Source organism: Burkholderia sp. 9775_39 (assembly GCF_015712225.1).
GTDB classification, from domain to species: domain Bacteria; phylum Pseudomonadota; class Gammaproteobacteria; order Burkholderiales; family Burkholderiaceae; genus Burkholderia; species Burkholderia cenocepacia.
In genome coordinates this window covers 99,518-114,159 of record NZ_JACCQC010000015.1, presented here as the reverse complement: position 1 = coordinate 114,159, position 14,642 = coordinate 99,518, and the positions used below count along the sequence as shown (strand labels likewise).

Below are 14,642 nucleotides of genomic sequence, written 5' to 3'. Positions count from 1 at the left end.
AGCTCGATGAATTGGTTCGTGGCCGGCGTGCGCCTTGCTATCGTCGAACCTTCCCCGTTCAACACGCCGGTCGTGCCATGGCCATCTTCAGCTTGCCGGACCCGACTTCGCACGCGATCACGATCCGTGCGAAGGCACTGACGTTCGACGATCCCAAATCGCGGGTGCTGCTCGAACGCATCCAGCTGGTCGCGCCGAGCGACGCGACGGTGCTCGTCACCGGCGAGAGCGGCACCGGCAAGGAGCTGATCGCGCGCCTCGTGCATTCGCTGAGCGAGCGTCACGACGGGCCGTTCGTCGCGGTGAATTGCGGCGCGTTTTCGGAAACGCTGATCGAAAGCGAACTGTTCGGCCACGAGCGCGGCGCGTTCACCGGCGCAATCAACAGCCAGCCCGGCTGGTTCGAATCCGCGAATCGCGGCACGCTGTTTCTCGACGAAGTGGGCGACCTGCCGCTGTCCGCGCAGGTCAAGCTGCTGCGCGTGCTGCAGGAGCGCGAGGTGACGCCGGTCGGGTCGCGCAAGACCGTGAAGATCGACGTGCGGCTCGTCGCGGCGACCAACGTGAATCTCGAAGCCGCGGTGCGCGCGGGCAATTTCCGCGAGGATCTGTACTACCGGCTCAACGTCGTGAAGCTGAGCCTGCTGCCGCTGCGCGAGCGGCCCGGCGACATCGCGCCGCTGATCGAACACTTCATCGATACCTATGCGAAGCGGCTGCGCGTCGCCGCGCCGACGCTGACCGACGCCGCGCGCAGCAGGCTGCATGCGCACGCGTGGCCCGGCAACATCCGCGAACTGGAGAACGTGATTCATCACGCGGTGCTGATCTGTGCAGGCGGCGCGATCGACGTCGGCGACCTGCAGTTCTCCGCGCTGTCGCTCGCCCCCGACCCGGCAGACGCACCGGGCCCGGCCGCCGCGCCGCCGCGCCGCGCGCGCGACGTGGCCGAGGCGACCGACGCGCTGCGCCGTGCGGTGATCGAGTTGCTGGATCTCGGCACGCCGGCGTTGTGGCAGCACATCGAGGACACCGTGTACCGCAGCGTGTTCGATTACAGCGAGCACAACCAGTTGCGGATGTCGCGCCTGCTCGACCAGTCGCGCAACATCGTGCGTGCCCGGCTCGCGCAGCTCGGCATCCTGAAGCCGCGCGACGCAGGCGACGGCGACGCCGCCGACGCGCGGCTGCGCCGTCAGGCGTGATCGCGCCAGCGCAGCGCGCGCCGCGCGATCCGCTCGCATGACGCGCTCATGCCGACGGCCAGCGCCGTCACGCCCAGCACGCACACCAGCAGCACGTCGGCGCGCGCGCCGGCCTGCGCGTTCTGCATCAGACTACCGACGCCGGCGCCCGTGTTGAACAGCAACTCGCTGCTGGTCGCGGTGATCCACGCGAACGGCACGGCCTGCAGCACGCCCGCGAACAGGTCGGGCAACGCGCCGGGGATCAGCACGTCGCGCCACAGGCCGATGCGGGTCAGGCGATACGACTGCGCGAGCTCCACATAGCGCGGATCGACGCGGCGCAGCCCGTCGAAGCTGGCGGTGGTCATCGGATAGAACGCGGCGAGCGCGATGATGAACACCTTCGCGAATTCGCCGGTGCCGGCCCACAGGCTCAGCAGCGGAATCAGCCCGAGCAGCGGCACGTAGCGCAGCGCCTGGAACGCCGGCTCGCCGAGCTTGCGCGCGAGCGGCGAGCGCGCCATCGCCGCGCCGAATACGAGCCCGGATACGACGCCGAACCCGAGCCCGAGCGTCGTGCGGCGCAGGCTCGCGCCGAGATCGGTCGCGAGTTCGCCGCTGCGCGCGAGTTCGAGCAACGCGGCGCCGACCTGCTGCAGCGGCACGAACGCATATTGATGGGCCGCGTCGCCGGACGACGCGGCTTGCCACGCGGCCAGCAGCAGCGCCGGCACGACGAGGCCGCGCGCGCGGCGGCGCAGCGGGGCGAACGGGAAAGTACGAGTCACGAAGGTCATTCCGAAGCGATTCCGGTCGGGGTCAGCGCGCGGGCGTTTGCCAGCGCAACGCGTAGCGCTGCACGAGTGCGATCGAACGGTCGAGCGCGAAGCCGATCAGCCCGATGACCGCAACGTCGACGAGCACCACGTCGAGCCGCAGCATCTGCCGGGCGAGTTCCATCATCTGGCCGATGCCGCTGTCCGCACTGAGCAGCTCGACCGCGACGAGCGCGAGCCACGCACGCGCGAGCGCGATCCGTACGCCGGTCAGCAGCGGCGGCAGCGCGGCCGGCAGCAGCACGTCGCGCAGCAGCGCGAAGCGGCCGAGCCCGTAGTGGCGCGCCATCTCGACGAGATCGCGCGGCGCATCGTGCACGCCCGTGTATGCGGCCAGCGCGACCGGGAAGAACACGGCCTTGCCGACCACGACGAGCTTCAACGGCTCGTCGACGCCGATCAGCAGGATCAGCAGCGGAATCAGCGTGAGCGTCGGGAGTTGCCGCAGCAGGTCGAAGGTCGGCCGCAGGTAGTCGGAGAACAGCCGGCTGCGCGCGAGCAGGACGCCGAACGTGGCGCCGCCGGTCGCGCCGATCGCGAAACCGAGCGCAAGACGATGCAGCGTGATCGACAGGTTGTCCCGCAGTTCGCCGGTGTCGAGCAGCGTGCGCAGCGTCGCCGCGAGGCGGCCGGGCGGCACGACGAGCTGCGGCGGGAACCAGCGCTGCGCGCTCGCGAGCCACCACAGCGCGGCGAATGCGACGGGCGTGATCCACCACAGCGCATGTTCGCCGAGCCGCGCGACGCTCGGCACGCGAATCGCGCGCAAGCCGTTCGGCGCGAGGGCGCGGATCGCCATCAGCGGCTCGCGACGCGCGGCGCGTCGGCGCGCCAGTAGCCGTCGAGGCCGAGCTGCTTGAGCGCGGTCGACACGAAGGTCGGCGCGAGCAGCGCGTTCACGTCGACCGGCGCGGACGTCAGCCCGGCCTGGCGGCTGTACGCGACGACATCGCGGTAATGGCCGGTCAGCGCCGGCGTGAAGAGCGGCGTCCATTGCTCCTTCCACGGCGTCGCTTCGTCCGCGTACTCGCGGCGCACGACGCTTTCCGGCTGGCCGGACGCGCTCAGGATCTTCACGTACGCGTCGCGGTTCTGCGGTTGCGAGATCCAGTGCGCGGCGCGCACGTAGGCCGTCGCGACGAGCTGCGTGATGTCCGGGTAGCGCCGCACGAAATCGTCGGACGCCCACAGTTCCGCCCGCATCTTCCAGTCGTCGGGCGCGCGCTTGGTCGACCAGATGATCTTGCCCACGTTCTTGTCGACGAGCGAATACGCGTCGGACAGCGTGAAGAAGCCGTCGACGCGGCCGGCCGCGACCGCAGCCGCGCCGGCCTGCGGATCGAGGTTGTAGATCCTGAAGTCGGACAGCTTCAGCCCGTTCTCGGCGAGCAGCTTGCTGAACGACACTTCCCACGGCCGGCCGCGATTGAGCGCGATGCGCTTGCCCTTGAGGTCGACGATCGACTTCGCGGTCGAGCCGGCCGGCACGACCAGATACGTATTGCTGCCGACGCCGCCCGGCACGATCAGGCGCGTGCGCGTGCCCGACGCGTTGACGACCACCGACGGCAGGTCGCCGTAGCCGGCGAAATCGATGCTGCCGTTCGTGAATGCCTCGTTGACGAGCGTGCCGACCGCGGCGGTCGACACCGGCACCCATTGCAGCGTCACATGCCGCGCGGCGAGCGCTTTTTCGAGCGACTTGTCGGCGTCGATCAATGCGGAGGCGCCCGCGTATTGCGTCTTGCCGCCGCTCGAATACGCGACGACGGCGATTCGAACGACCTTGGGTGCGTCTTCCGCGTGCGCGGCCGGGGCGGTGAGCGACGCGGCGGCCAACGGCAGCGCGGCGAGCAGCGCGCGCAGCGGGCGGCGCAGCGAGGCAAGGCAGAGCGTGTGTTTCATGATGGTCCCGAACAGTGAACGGTAAAGGGGCTCACGCACGTTTTTGCAGCGAGGGCTGCAGCACGTCGGCGAGCGGGCGCGGATCGATCCAGTCGGCGACGTCGAAGTCGGCTTCCAGAAAGCCGTGGTCGAGCAGGAAGGTCTTGAACTCGTCGAGCGCGGCGACCGATTCGTCGTCGAGGTTGACGCCGAGGTGCCGGTGCAACTGGTTGCCGTACGCGGCGCGCACCCAGTCGATCGACGACGCGGTTTCGCCGGCCACGTAGTGCGCGGTTTCGTCGGGATGCGTGCCGGCCCATTCGCCGGCGGCGACCACGAGTTTCAGGAAGCCGGCGACGATGTCGGGATGGTTCGCGAGCACGTCCGCGTTGACGGTCAGCGGTCGCGGCGTGCCGTTGTTGTTGCGGATCGAGCGCTCCGGATGAAAGCCGATGTCGATCACGACGTGCGCGCCGATCAGTTGCGCGATTTCGAGGCCCGTCGAACCCTTCACGTAGATCGCGTCGACTTCGCCGCGCAGCAGCGCGCCGGCTTCGGCCGCATACAGCGCGCGGCTCGAAAAGCCGTGCGGCGATGCGAACAGGTTCGCCGCCCGCGCCGGCCCGACGGCTTGCAGCGTGCGGGCGCGCACGTCGACGCGTTCGACGTCGCCGAGCGTCAGCCCGTCGAGGCTCAGCGCGTTGACGAAGCCGCGCAGCGCCGATGCGCGAAAGATGTCGATGCGATCGTCGGGGCGGTTCGGAATCGCGATCCGGCGCCCGCGCAACGCCTTCACGGAGCGGATACCCGACTCGGGGCGCGCGAGAATCAACTGCGACTCGTCGACCCACGACAGCCCGATCACGCGCGTATGCGCGTCGTTCGAGCGCGCCCACATCGCGGGGATGCTGCCGCCCTGGCGAAACGATTGCGCGAGCGTGTGATCGCTGATCGACGACACGTCGTGCCGCGTGGCGCCGCGCGGCGAACGGATCGCGACGCCGTCGGCCGACGTCTCGCCGTTGAGCCAGCCGAGATGCACGGCGATGCCGAGCGGCGTCGGCACCGGCGATCGGGCGTACCAGAACGTCTGCTGCTTGTCCGATGACGAATCGGGCCTGTCTGTCATGTGTGAGATTCCCCTGTCTGGGTAAGCGTGGTCGAGGCGCGGTGTCGCCCGCGCGGGCCGTTCCACGTTGCAAGTTCCGGGCCAGTGAACGGAAGCGGCCGTATGGCCGGCGGCGCGGGCCTGGCGGGCGATGCGCGGCACGGCGGCCGGCGAGCGGGCTGTTGCGTGAGCAACAGTCGCGTCGGGCGCTGTTGCGCGCGCAGCACCGGTGCGGCGGATGCAGCAGCGGCGCGTGTGCGTGTCGCGACGGGTTCGGCGGCAATCGGCGCACGTGATTCGATCGCCGCCTACGCCCGGCCCGCAAGGCGCGGCGCGCGTTCATCGGCGGCCCCGCGCGCGGCGCGGCGAGCCCGTTGGCACACCGCGTGCTTTACAGCGCTGCATACGCGCGGCACGCCGGTGCCGCACGCAATCCGAACGGGCCGACAAGGAGAATCCCGATGGCTGTTGAATTTCTGTGGCGCCTGCCGATGCACGGCGACGGCCGGCGCGCACACGATCTGCATACGCGCGGCGAATGGAATCGCCAGCGCGCGTCGCGCGTCGCACCGAAAGTCGACGACGACGCGTTCGGCTACATCGACTATCTGTCGCAGGTCGCACGTGCGGCCGATATCGCCGGTTTCCACGGCGCGCTGATTCCGATCTTCCGCTTCACCGAGGAGCCGTGGGTCGTGGCGGCCGCGCTGGCGCGCGAGACGCGCCGGCTGCGCCTGCTGATCGCGCTGCAACCGCATTTCGTGCATCCGGTCTATGCGGCGCAAATGGCCGCGAGCCTGCAGCGAATCAGCCGCGGCCGCGTCGAGTGGAACGTCGTCACGGGTGGCGGCGGCCCTGACCAGCGCGCGTACGGCGACTTCATCGATCACGACAGCCGCTATGCGCGTACCGACGAATTCCTCGACGTCGTGAAGGGCGTCGCGGCCGGCGCGCCGTTCACGTTCGACGGCCGCTTCTATCGCGTCGAGGCGGGCGGGCTGCTGCCGCCGCTGAGCGGCCAGAAGCCGCCGCGGATCTATCTGGCCGGCGCGAGCGACGCGGCGCTCGCGGTCGCCGCGAAGCACGGCGACGTGCACCTGAGCTGGGGCGAGCCGCTAGCGAAACAGAAGGAAGTGATCGATGCGGCCCGTCGCGCGCTCGACCGGCAGAACGCCGAGCGCGACCTGCGCTTCGGCATGCGCATCGACATCCTGGCGCGCGAGACCGAGGAGCAGGCGTGGGCTGAGCTGCGGCAGATGTTCGCGACGGTGGGCGACACGACGCGCAACGGATTCGGCGGGCGCGGCGAAGCGTCGGAGTCGGTCGGCGCGAAACGCCAGTTCGCCTTGCACCAGGGCAACACGCAACACTTCGACGACCTGATCGTCGGCCCGAACCTGTGGGCCGGGATGTCGCAGATTCGCGGCGGCCCCGGCTGCGTGATCGTCGGCAGCCACGAGCAGGTGGCCGAACGGCTCGCGGAATACGTCGAGATCGGCGTATCGACGTTCATCCTCGCGAGCAACCCGCATCTCGAAGAGGCGTACCGCGTGGGCGAGGAAGTGTTGCCGCTCGTCGACGGCGCGCTGAACGCGCGCGGCACGCAGGCAGCGCTGCGCGTGGCCGGCGCCTGAGCGCGGCGACCCGCCGCGACGCATCCACGACAACGACAAGGATACTCACCATGACGACACTCGCTGCGCAGGCCACGGCTTGCGACGCACTCTGGTACACGCGCTGCCCGGTGCCGACCGCGCTCGGCATCGCCGTGCATCGCGGCTGGTTCGACGAGGAGTTCGGGCCGGACGGCATCGCGCTGCATTCGCTGCAGGAGACGGCCGACGCCGACAAGCGCGAATCGCACTTCGATCACAGCCTGCCGCACTCGTTCCGGCAGGGCGGCAACATTCCCGCGCTGTGGGCGCGGGCACGCGGCGCCGATACACGCGTGATCGGCCTGTCGTGGACCAACGAATTCCAGGCGATCGTCACGCTGCCCGAGCGCGGCATTCGCACCGCGCGCGACCTGCGCGGGCGGCGGCTCGGCTTGCCGCGCCATCCGATCAGCATCGACTTCTGGCGCGCGGCCGCGCTGAAGGGTTTCCTGAGCGCGCTCGAACTGGAAGGGCTCGGCCACGGCGACGCCGAATGGGTCGATCTGCCCGATACGCACGAGCGCCGCACCGGGCCTGCATCGTTCACGCGCGGGCCGCACGAATACGGACTCGAAATCGCGGCGCTCGTGCGCGGTGACGTCGACGCGGTGTTCGTGAAGGGCGTGGCCGGGCTGGAAACCGTGCATCTGATCGACGCGCAGGTCGTCATCGATCTCGGCGCGCATCCCGATCCGCTGGTGCGGATCGGCAACGGCACGCCCCGCACGCTGACCGTCGATCGCGCGCTGATCGACGCGCGCCCCGATCTCGTGAGCCGCTTCCTGTCGGTCGTGGTCGGCGCGGGCGACTGGGCCGCGCGCCATCCGGCGGAGACGGTCGCCTATATCGGCCGCGAAACGCGCGCATCCGACGAGTGGGTGCGCTACGCGTATGGCGCGGACGTGCACCGCCATCTCGAGACCGGGCTCGCGCCGACGTCGATCGACGGGCTGGTCGCGTTCAAGGATTTTCTCGTCGAGTGGGGCTTTCTCGAACAGGATTTCGACGCGCGCGCGTGGATCGATCCGGCGCCGTTCACGCAGATCGACCGGCACCGCCATGCGTGGGTCGCGTAGCGCGCCGCGGCGCGTCATTGCAAGGAGTCGAACATGACAGGGCTGACGATCGAATACGGCGTGCCGCCCGCACGCCGGCATGCGGCGCGGGCCGCGCCGCGCACGGTGAGCGTGACGGCGGCGACCCGGGCGCGACCGCCGTCGGTCGTACCGTCCGCGCAGGCGGGCACACGAGCGGCGCAGGCGAACGGATGGCGCGGCGCGGCCGCGATCGCGCTGGCTGTCGCGGCACTGCATGCGGGCGTTGCGCTGCTGGCCGCGCGCGTGCCTGCCGCACCGCCCGCGCAGCCGCCCCGGCCGTTGCCGATGACGGTCGAATTGACGCGGCCGCCCGAACCGCTGCCGCAGGCCGCGCATCCGCCGCCGCCGGTCGTGCCGCCGAAACCGCCGAAGCAGGCGCCGACCCCGCCGAAGCCGCGCGCGGCCGTCGCGCATCCGGCGCCGGCTGCCACGCCGCAGGCGACGCGCGAAGCCGCACCCGCGCCGGCAACGCCGGCAACCCCGGCCGTCGCCGCGCCCGCCGCCCCGGTTCAGGCACCTGCGCCCGCACCCGCCGCGCCGGTGCGCGAAACCGCGCCGATCGGCGACGCGGCGTACCTGCGCAACCCGGCGCCAGACTATCCGGCGTTCGCGCAGGACCAGGGCTGGGAAGGGCGCGTCGTGCTGCGCGTGCACGTGCTCGCGAACGGCACGCCGGATTCGGTCGAGGTCCGCACGAGCAGCGGCCGCCGCATGCTCGACAGCGCGGCGGTGGCCGCCGTGAAGCGCTGGACCTTCGTGCCCGCGAAGCGCGGCGACGAAGCGGTCGACGGCTGGGTCAACGTGCCGATCGATTTCAAGCTGGGCTGACCCGCCGGGCCGCCCGCCACATTTTTCAAGGAACTCACATCATGAACGGTATTCCGACCACCTTCATCGTCCAGGGCGCGCTCTGGCTGCTCGTCGTCTTCTCCGTCGTCACGTGGACGCTGATCGTCGTGAAGGCGATCCAGAGCCTGCGTTCGAGCGCGCGCAACCGGCGCTACGTCAGCGCATTCTGGGCCGCGAACAGCTTCCACGACGCGGCCGCGCTCGACGGCGCGAACAGCCCGGTGGGTCAGCTCGCCGCGACGGGCTTCGACGCGCTGCGGCGCGCCGACGAGAGCAGCGCGCACGATCTCGAACACAGCTGGAGCCGTCACGACCTGCTCGAACGCCATCTGCGCCAGCAGATCCACAACGCGCGCCGGCGCGAGGAAGCGGGGCTCGCGGTGCTCGCGTCGATCGGCAGCACCGCGCCGTTCGTCGGGCTGTTCGGTACGGTGTTCGGCATCATCCATGCGCTGACCGCGATCACGCACAGTGCGTCGGCGAGCATCGACGTCGTGGCCGGTCCCATCGGCGAAGCGCTCGTCGCGACCGGGATCGGCATCGCGGTCGCGGTGCCGGCCGTACTCGCGTACAACTTCTTCGTGCGCCGCGTGAAGGCTGCGTCGGCCGATCTCGACGCGTTCGCGACCGACTTCGTCACGCTCGCGCAGAAGGCCGGCTTCCGCGTGCCGGCCGCCGCGCCCGCGGCCGCCCCGGCGCGCCGTTCCGACGACACCCGCCAGGAGGCGTTCGCATAATGGCCTTCTCGTCCTCCTCCGACAACGATGACGTGCTCAGCGAAATCAACATCACGCCGCTCGTCGACGTGATGCTCGTGCTGCTGGTCGCGTTCATCGTCACCGCGCCGCTGCTGAACAACGCGGTGCACGTGAATCTGCCGAACACCGTCGCCACCGCGCCGGCCGACCGCAAGCCGAACGTCACCGTGAGCGTCGACGGCAAGGGCGTCGTGTATCTCGACAAGCGCGCGGTCGCGCTCGACACGGTGCCGGCCGAGCTGGCCGCGCTGAAGGCCGGCCGGCCCGACGTCGCGCTCGACCTGCAGGCCGACGAGCACGTGCCGTACGGCACCGTCGCGAAGCTGATGGCGGCGATCGAGCACGCGGGCATCACGCGACTGTCGGTGCTCACCGCGCCGCGCGGCTGACGCGCCCTTCACGACTCCTTTCTGCGAACGCATTCATGAGCACCACGGCTTCACACAACGTCCAGTCGATCTGGTACACGCGCTGTCCGGTGCCGACACCGCTCGGCATCGCCGCCCATCTCGGCTGGCTGGATCACGAATTCGCCGGCGACGGCATCACCGTGCGCGCGCTGCAGGAAAGCCAGCACGCGGCACTGCATCACGCGCACGTCGACCATTCGCTCGACAACGCGTTCCGCCAGGGCGGCAGCATTCCGGCGCTGTGGGCACGCGCGTCCGGCGCCGACACGCGCGTGATCGCGCTGACCTGGGTCGACGAGGCGCAGGCGATCGTCGCGTTGCCGGAAGCCGGCCTCGCGCGACCGAAGGATCTGCGCGGGCGCCGCATCGGCCTGCCGCGCCGCGACGGCGAGCGGATCGACATCTTCCGCGCGGCGGCGCTGCGCGGTTTCGTCAGCGCGTTGTCGCTCGACGGGCTCGGCCCCGGCGACGTCGACTGGGTCGACGTACCGGCCTCGAACCTGCGCGCGCCGGTGTCGACGCCCGCGACCCGCGACGCGGCATTCAGCCACCCCGCGAGCCTGTCGAGCCGGCGGCTCTATGCGGCCGAGGCCGCCGCGCTGGTGCGCGGCGACGTCGATGCGATCTACGTGAAAGGTTCGCTCGGGCTCGAAACCGCGCACCTGATCGGCGCGCAGCCGGTGATCGACATCGGCTTTCATCCCGATCCGCAGATCCGCATCAACAACGGCTCGCCGCGCCCGCTGACCGTCAATGCGTCGACGCTGGAGCGCCACCCCGATATCGTCAGCCGCTTTCTCGCACGCGTGACCGACGTCGAAGGGTGGGCCCGCGAGCACGAGCACGAAGTGCTCGGCTATCTCGGTCGCGAGACGGGCTCGGGCCACGACTGGCTGCGGCTCGCATACGGCGCGAACGTCCACCGGCGGCTGCGCACGGATCTCGACGAAGCGTCGATCGCCGCGCTCGACGATTTCAAGCGCTTCCTGGTCGACTGGCGGTTCCTGCCCGTCGACTTCGACGTGCGCGCGTGGATCGACCGGCGCGCGCTCGACGGCATCGCGACGCTGTCGCGGTGAGCACGCCGGCACGCGTCGCCGACGCATGGCGGCGCGAGCGCTTCACCGGCGGCTTCATGCTGCTCGCGCTCGCGAGCGGCACGACGATCAGCATGGCGCAGCTCGCGACGACGCTGTATGCGCTGGCGCTCGGCGTCGACGACGCACGGCTCGGCATCATCGTCGCGATGGAGCCGCTCGGCATCGCGCTGATGACATTGCCGGCCGGGCTGCTGGTCGCGCGCTACGGTGCACGGCGCGTGTACTTCGCCGCGAGCATGGGGCCGATGCTGCTCAATCTCGTCGTGCCGTTCACCGGCGCATGGCCGCTGATCGCACTCACGCAGGGGCTGATCGGGCTGTGCATTCCGTTCCGGATCGTGTCGATCAACGGGGTGTTTCTCGCGCGTCTCGCGCAGATCGGCCTGGCCCGCGCGGGCTGGTATCGCGCGGCGATGTCGGTCGGAACGGGGATGGCGGGGCCGTGGCTGGCGAGCTGGCTGATCGGCACGCACGGTGCGGTCGCGACGTTCTGCGCGGCATCGGCGAGTTTCGCCGGCATGGCGTTGTTCAGCCGCGCGTTGCTCGGCGATGCACCGCCGCCGCCGCGTGGTGATCGAACCGGAACCGGCAGCCTGCGTACGTTGCTCGCGCTCGCATGGCGCCGCGACATCCGCGAGCAACTCGTCGCGGAAGCGGTGAACAGTGCGACGCGCGCACTCGTCGGCACCTATACGGTCGTGCTCGCGATCCAGTCGCTCGGCCTCGCGCAGACGCATGCCGTCGCGCTGCTGACGTTGCAGGGCGTCGTCGCGGTGCTCGCGCTGTTCGGGCTCGGGCACGTCGCGCAGCGAATGACGGAACGTCGTTGCCATGCACTGAGCGTCGCGGGCGGCGTGGCCGGGCTGCTCGCGCTCGGCCTCGGGCGCGACGCATGGACCGTCGGCGCGGGTCTCGCCGCGCTGTGCGCCGGGTCGTCGCTGCTGCATCTCGTGAACATGCAGCATCTCGGCCGTCATCCGGCCGACAAGAGCCAGGTGTCGAGCCTCTACAACCTCGCGTCGATGACCGGCGCGTTCTGCGGTCCGCTGATCGGCGGCGCGCTCGCGCCACTCGTCGGGCTGCGGGCGGTGTTTCTGTGCTGGCTGCCTGTCGTCGTGCTGGGCGCGCTTGCACTGCGGTTCGCGCATGGACGTCGCGACGCGACGCAGCCGGCGCCTGCGAAGCTGTCCTGACGATTTCGGCGTCGGCCGGTGTTGCGTGACCAGCAGTTTGACGTCGTTCACAGATGCGCATGCAGCAACACCGGCGCGGCATGCCCGCCGCAAGCCCCGTGCGACGGGCATGTCGACGCTGGCATCCGAATTGCATGAGAGAACCCGTGCGTCGCGCACGCACGTGCGTTCAACCGATCAAACAGGATGACTCATCGATGTTCAGGAAAAAACTAATCGTCACCGCGCTGGGGGGACTGTTGACGGGCGGCGCCGTGTCGTTGCCCGCGTGGGCAGAGGACGGCGCGGCGACGGCGGGCGCGCCGGACGCGCAGCCGGCGCAACAGGCATCGGACGATGCCGCCGCGGCCGCGCCGAAGGCGGTGCGTGCGAACCGCGGCGCGGCCGCACGCGAAACGAACCTCGGCACGGTGACCGTGACGGCGCGCCGGCGCAAGGAAAGCATCCAGGACGTACCGGTCGCGGTCACCGCGCTGAGCGGCGATGCGATCAGGAACAACGAACTGCGCGTGATCAACGACGTGACGAAGTACGTGCCGAACTTCACCGGGCAATCGACCGAAGGCCGTGAGCGGCCGCGCTGGTTCCTACGCGGCGTGGGCAGCAACGATCCGTCGGACCTGTCGCTGAGCCCGATCGGCGTGTACTTCGACGACGTCTATATCAACAGCGTGTTCGGGCAGGGCTTTCCGCTGTTCGACCTCGACCACATCGAAGTGCTGCGCGGGCCGCAAGGCACGCTGTGGGGCAAGAATACGGTCGGCGGCGCGCTCAGCATCACGTCGCAGAAACCGACGTTCGACGTGAGCGGCTACGGAAAAATCGGGCTCGGCCAGTACAACAGCCGGCTCGCGGAAGCGGCGATCGGCGGGCCGATCGGCAAGAACGACGTGCTGGCCGCGCGCGTGTCGGTGTATCACGAGAATGCCGACAGCTTCTACACGAACACGGTGCAGCAAGGGCGCTTCGGCGGCTTCCACGACAACGCGGTGCGCTTCCAGGTGCTCGCCGTGCCGACGTCGGATACCGATTTCCTGTTCAACATCCACGGCCGCAACTATACGGGCGGCGGCAACGCATGGCACGCGGAAGGCGCGGGACGCGGCGGCACGAACCAGTTCGGCTTCGTCGGGTCGAGCGATCCGTATACGGTGTCGCTCAACGCGCCGTCGAGCGATCACATCTCGACGTGGGGTACGTCGCTGACCGCGCACTGGCGCATCAACCCGGCCGTATCGCTGACGTCGATCACCGCGTTCGAGGGGCTGCACCGCTGGTACCAGGATGACGAGGACTATTCGCCGGTCGATGCGGCGCGCTCGCACGACCGCCTGTCGAGCCGGCAATTTTCGCAGGAATTCCGGCTCGAATCGCCGCAGAACGACCGGCTGAGCTGGATCGTCGGCACGCACCTGTTCACCGAGCAACTGGCCGAGCAGGGCGCCGGCGGCGGGCTGCCGGGCTCGCCGTCGCCCGCGTACTACCATCTGACCGACCTTACGCAGCACACGCAGAGTGCGGCGATCTTCGGCAGCGTCAAATACCGGTTCACCGACCGCTTCAACGTGACGGGCGGGCTGCGTTACACGATCGAGCGCAAGACCATCAACCTGACCGGGCTGCAGGATACGGGCAACGTGACGTTCAGCGATCCGAACAGCTGGTGGTCGCCGGCGTCGGTATCGTCGCCGCTCGCGGTCAGCGCGCAACAGCACCAGACCAACACCTGGCGCGCGCCGACCTGGGACCTCACGCCCGAATATGCGCTCAGCAGCAATGTGCGCGCGTATTTCCGCTATGCGCGCGGCTTCCGCTCGGGCGGCTACAACGGCAACGCGTATACGCAGAGCACGGTGTCGACCGTGTCGCCGGAGTACCTGAGCGATTACGAAGTCGGTATCAAGAGCGAATGGTTCGACAAGCGGCTGATCGTCAACGCGAGCGTGTTCCACTACGACTATCGCGACATCCAGGTGTTCGCGCTGGCGCCGAACCCGTTCGGCGGCCCGCCGGTGTCGACGCTGTCGAATGCCGGGCAGGGGCGCACGGACGGTTTCGAGCTGGAGCTGAAGGCGCAGCCGGTCAACAGCCTGTACCTGTTCGCGAACCTCGGGATGCTGAACACGCGCTACACGGAATTCCGCAACGTGCCGACGGCCGTCGGCAACTCGTTCGCGCGTTCGCCGCATACGACGCTGAACGCGGGCGTCGACTATCGCGTGCCGGTGTCGTTCGGCACGCTGACGGCGGGCGGCGACGTGAACTACCGCAGCCGCGAGTACTTCAGCGCGACGCGGCAGACGATGCCGCAGCTCTGGCAGGGCGGCTATACGGTGCTGAACGCGCATGTGTCGTACACGACGCCGAACCAGAAGTACATCGTGACCGGCTACGTGACGAACCTGACGAACAAGGTCTACAAGAAACTCGAGTTGTTGCCGTCGTATGGCGCGTATCCGGTGCTGTATGGCGATCCGCGCACGGTCGGGATCACGCTGACCGCGAAGATCTGACGGCGATGCCTGCCGCGGCGCCGGCGCGTGGAGCGCCGGCCCGCGGCGGGCG

General features: G+C 69.8%; 13 protein-coding genes. 9 read left to right on the top strand and 4 right to left on the bottom strand.

Annotated elements, in window-relative coordinates:
- The first annotated feature begins 77 nt into the window (after window positions 1-77).
- The gene (locus tag H0X90_RS20955; RefSeq protein ID WP_012493122.1) at window positions 78-1,205 is read left to right on the top strand and encodes a sigma-54-dependent Fis family transcriptional regulator; all 1,128 of its coding nucleotides are present in this window, start codon (window positions 78-80) and stop codon (window positions 1,203-1,205) included.
- Here the strand turns inward: H0X90_RS20955 and H0X90_RS20950 are convergent.
- The 4 genes from H0X90_RS20950 to H0X90_RS20935 are packed head-to-tail and all read right to left on the bottom strand — an operon-like array spanning window position 1,196 to window position 5,036.
- Window positions 1,196-1,984, bottom strand: a complete 789-nt coding sequence (locus H0X90_RS20950) for an ABC transporter permease (protein ID WP_077191006.1) — start codon at window positions 1,982-1,984, stop codon at window positions 1,196-1,198. The two genes, H0X90_RS20955 and H0X90_RS20950, sit on opposite strands and share 10 nt — an antisense overlap.
- A gap of 22 nt (window positions 1,985-2,006) precedes the next feature.
- Entirely contained in the window at window positions 2,007-2,822 is an 816-nt protein-coding gene (locus H0X90_RS20945; RefSeq protein WP_077191007.1) for an ABC transporter permease, read from the bottom strand.
- A complete protein-coding gene (locus tag H0X90_RS20940; protein WP_069353474.1) occupies window positions 2,822-3,928 on the bottom strand; it encodes a PhnD/SsuA/transferrin family substrate-binding protein in 1,107 nt (368 codons plus the stop codon). The genes H0X90_RS20945 and H0X90_RS20940 overlap by 1 nt, the downstream gene beginning before the upstream one ends.
- A 31-nt stretch (window positions 3,929-3,959) precedes the next feature.
- On the bottom strand, window positions 3,960-5,036 hold the full coding sequence (locus H0X90_RS20935) for an ABC transporter substrate-binding protein (RefSeq protein WP_006482992.1): 1,077 nt from the start codon (window positions 5,034-5,036) through the stop codon (window positions 3,960-3,962).
- 440 nt (window positions 5,037-5,476) lie between these two features.
- Here H0X90_RS20935 and H0X90_RS20930 point away from each other — a divergent pair, with 440 nt between their 5' ends.
- The 8 genes from H0X90_RS20930 (at window position 5,477) to H0X90_RS20895 (ending at window position 14,590) form a co-directional block, all read left to right on the top strand.
- On the top strand, window positions 5,477-6,649 hold the full coding sequence (locus H0X90_RS20930) for an LLM class flavin-dependent oxidoreductase (protein WP_006482993.1): 1,173 nt from the start codon (window positions 5,477-5,479) through the stop codon (window positions 6,647-6,649).
- 50 nt (window positions 6,650-6,699) lie between these two features.
- Window positions 6,700-7,746: an ABC transporter substrate-binding protein gene (locus H0X90_RS20925; protein ID WP_034202785.1), complete on the top strand. Its 1,047-nt coding sequence runs from the start codon at window positions 6,700-6,702 to the stop codon at window positions 7,744-7,746.
- 33 nt (window positions 7,747-7,779) lie between these two features.
- A complete protein-coding gene (locus tag H0X90_RS20920) occupies window positions 7,780-8,595 on the top strand; it encodes an energy transducer TonB (RefSeq protein WP_034202784.1) in 816 nt (271 codons plus the stop codon).
- 41 nt (window positions 8,596-8,636) lie between these two features.
- Window positions 8,637-9,353 (top strand): MotA/TolQ/ExbB proton channel family protein, encoded by a 717-nt coding sequence (locus tag H0X90_RS20915; protein ID WP_006484339.1) that lies wholly within the window; start codon window positions 8,637-8,639, stop codon window positions 9,351-9,353.
- Window positions 9,353-9,763 (top strand): biopolymer transporter ExbD, encoded by a 411-nt coding sequence (locus H0X90_RS20910; protein ID WP_006484323.1) that lies wholly within the window; start codon window positions 9,353-9,355, stop codon window positions 9,761-9,763. The genes H0X90_RS20915 and H0X90_RS20910 overlap by 1 nt, the downstream gene beginning before the upstream one ends.
- Window positions 9,764-9,798: 35 nt before the next feature.
- Window positions 9,799-10,863: an ABC transporter substrate-binding protein gene (locus H0X90_RS20905; RefSeq protein ID WP_062885284.1), complete on the top strand. Its 1,065-nt coding sequence runs from the start codon at window positions 9,799-9,801 to the stop codon at window positions 10,861-10,863.
- On the top strand, window positions 10,860-12,077 hold the full coding sequence (locus tag H0X90_RS20900) for an MFS transporter (protein WP_077191008.1): 1,218 nt from the start codon (window positions 10,860-10,862) through the stop codon (window positions 12,075-12,077). The genes H0X90_RS20905 and H0X90_RS20900 overlap by 4 nt, the downstream gene beginning before the upstream one ends.
- Before the next feature lie 197 nt (window positions 12,078-12,274).
- Window positions 12,275-14,590: a TonB-dependent receptor gene (locus H0X90_RS20895; RefSeq protein WP_077191009.1), complete on the top strand. Its 2,316-nt coding sequence runs from the start codon at window positions 12,275-12,277 to the stop codon at window positions 14,588-14,590.
- The last annotated feature ends 52 nt before the right edge of the window (window positions 14,591-14,642 follow it).

Bases quoted from the DNA above. Each gene is read 5' to 3' on its own strand.
- H0X90_RS20920 (WP_034202784.1), top strand. From the start codon at position 7,780: ATGACAGGGCTGACGATCGAATACGGCGTGCCGCCCGCACGCCGGCAT.
- H0X90_RS20950 (WP_077191006.1), bottom strand. From the start codon at position 1,984: ATGACCTTCGTGACTCGTACTTTCCCGTTCGCCCCGCTGCGCCGCCGC.
- H0X90_RS20915 (WP_006484339.1), top strand. From the start codon at position 8,637: ATGAACGGTATTCCGACCACCTTCATCGTCCAGGGCGCGCTCTGGCTG.
- H0X90_RS20945 (WP_077191007.1), bottom strand. From the start codon at position 2,822: ATGGCGATCCGCGCCCTCGCGCCGAACGGCTTGCGCGCGATTCGCGTG.
- H0X90_RS20940 (WP_069353474.1), bottom strand. From the start codon at position 3,928: ATGAAACACACGCTCTGCCTTGCCTCGCTGCGCCGCCCGCTGCGCGCG.
- H0X90_RS20955 (WP_012493122.1), top strand. From the start codon at position 78: ATGGCCATCTTCAGCTTGCCGGACCCGACTTCGCACGCGATCACGATC.
- H0X90_RS20935 (WP_006482992.1), bottom strand. From the start codon at position 5,036: ATGACAGACAGGCCCGATTCGTCATCGGACAAGCAGCAGACGTTCTGG.
- H0X90_RS20905 (WP_062885284.1), top strand. From the start codon at position 9,799: ATGAGCACCACGGCTTCACACAACGTCCAGTCGATCTGGTACACGCGC.
- H0X90_RS20895 (WP_077191009.1), top strand. From the start codon at position 12,275: ATGTTCAGGAAAAAACTAATCGTCACCGCGCTGGGGGGACTGTTGACG.
- H0X90_RS20910 (WP_006484323.1), top strand. From the start codon at position 9,353: ATGGCCTTCTCGTCCTCCTCCGACAACGATGACGTGCTCAGCGAAATC.
- H0X90_RS20930 (WP_006482993.1), top strand. From the start codon at position 5,477: ATGGCTGTTGAATTTCTGTGGCGCCTGCCGATGCACGGCGACGGCCGG.
- H0X90_RS20925 (WP_034202785.1), top strand. From the start codon at position 6,700: ATGACGACACTCGCTGCGCAGGCCACGGCTTGCGACGCACTCTGGTAC.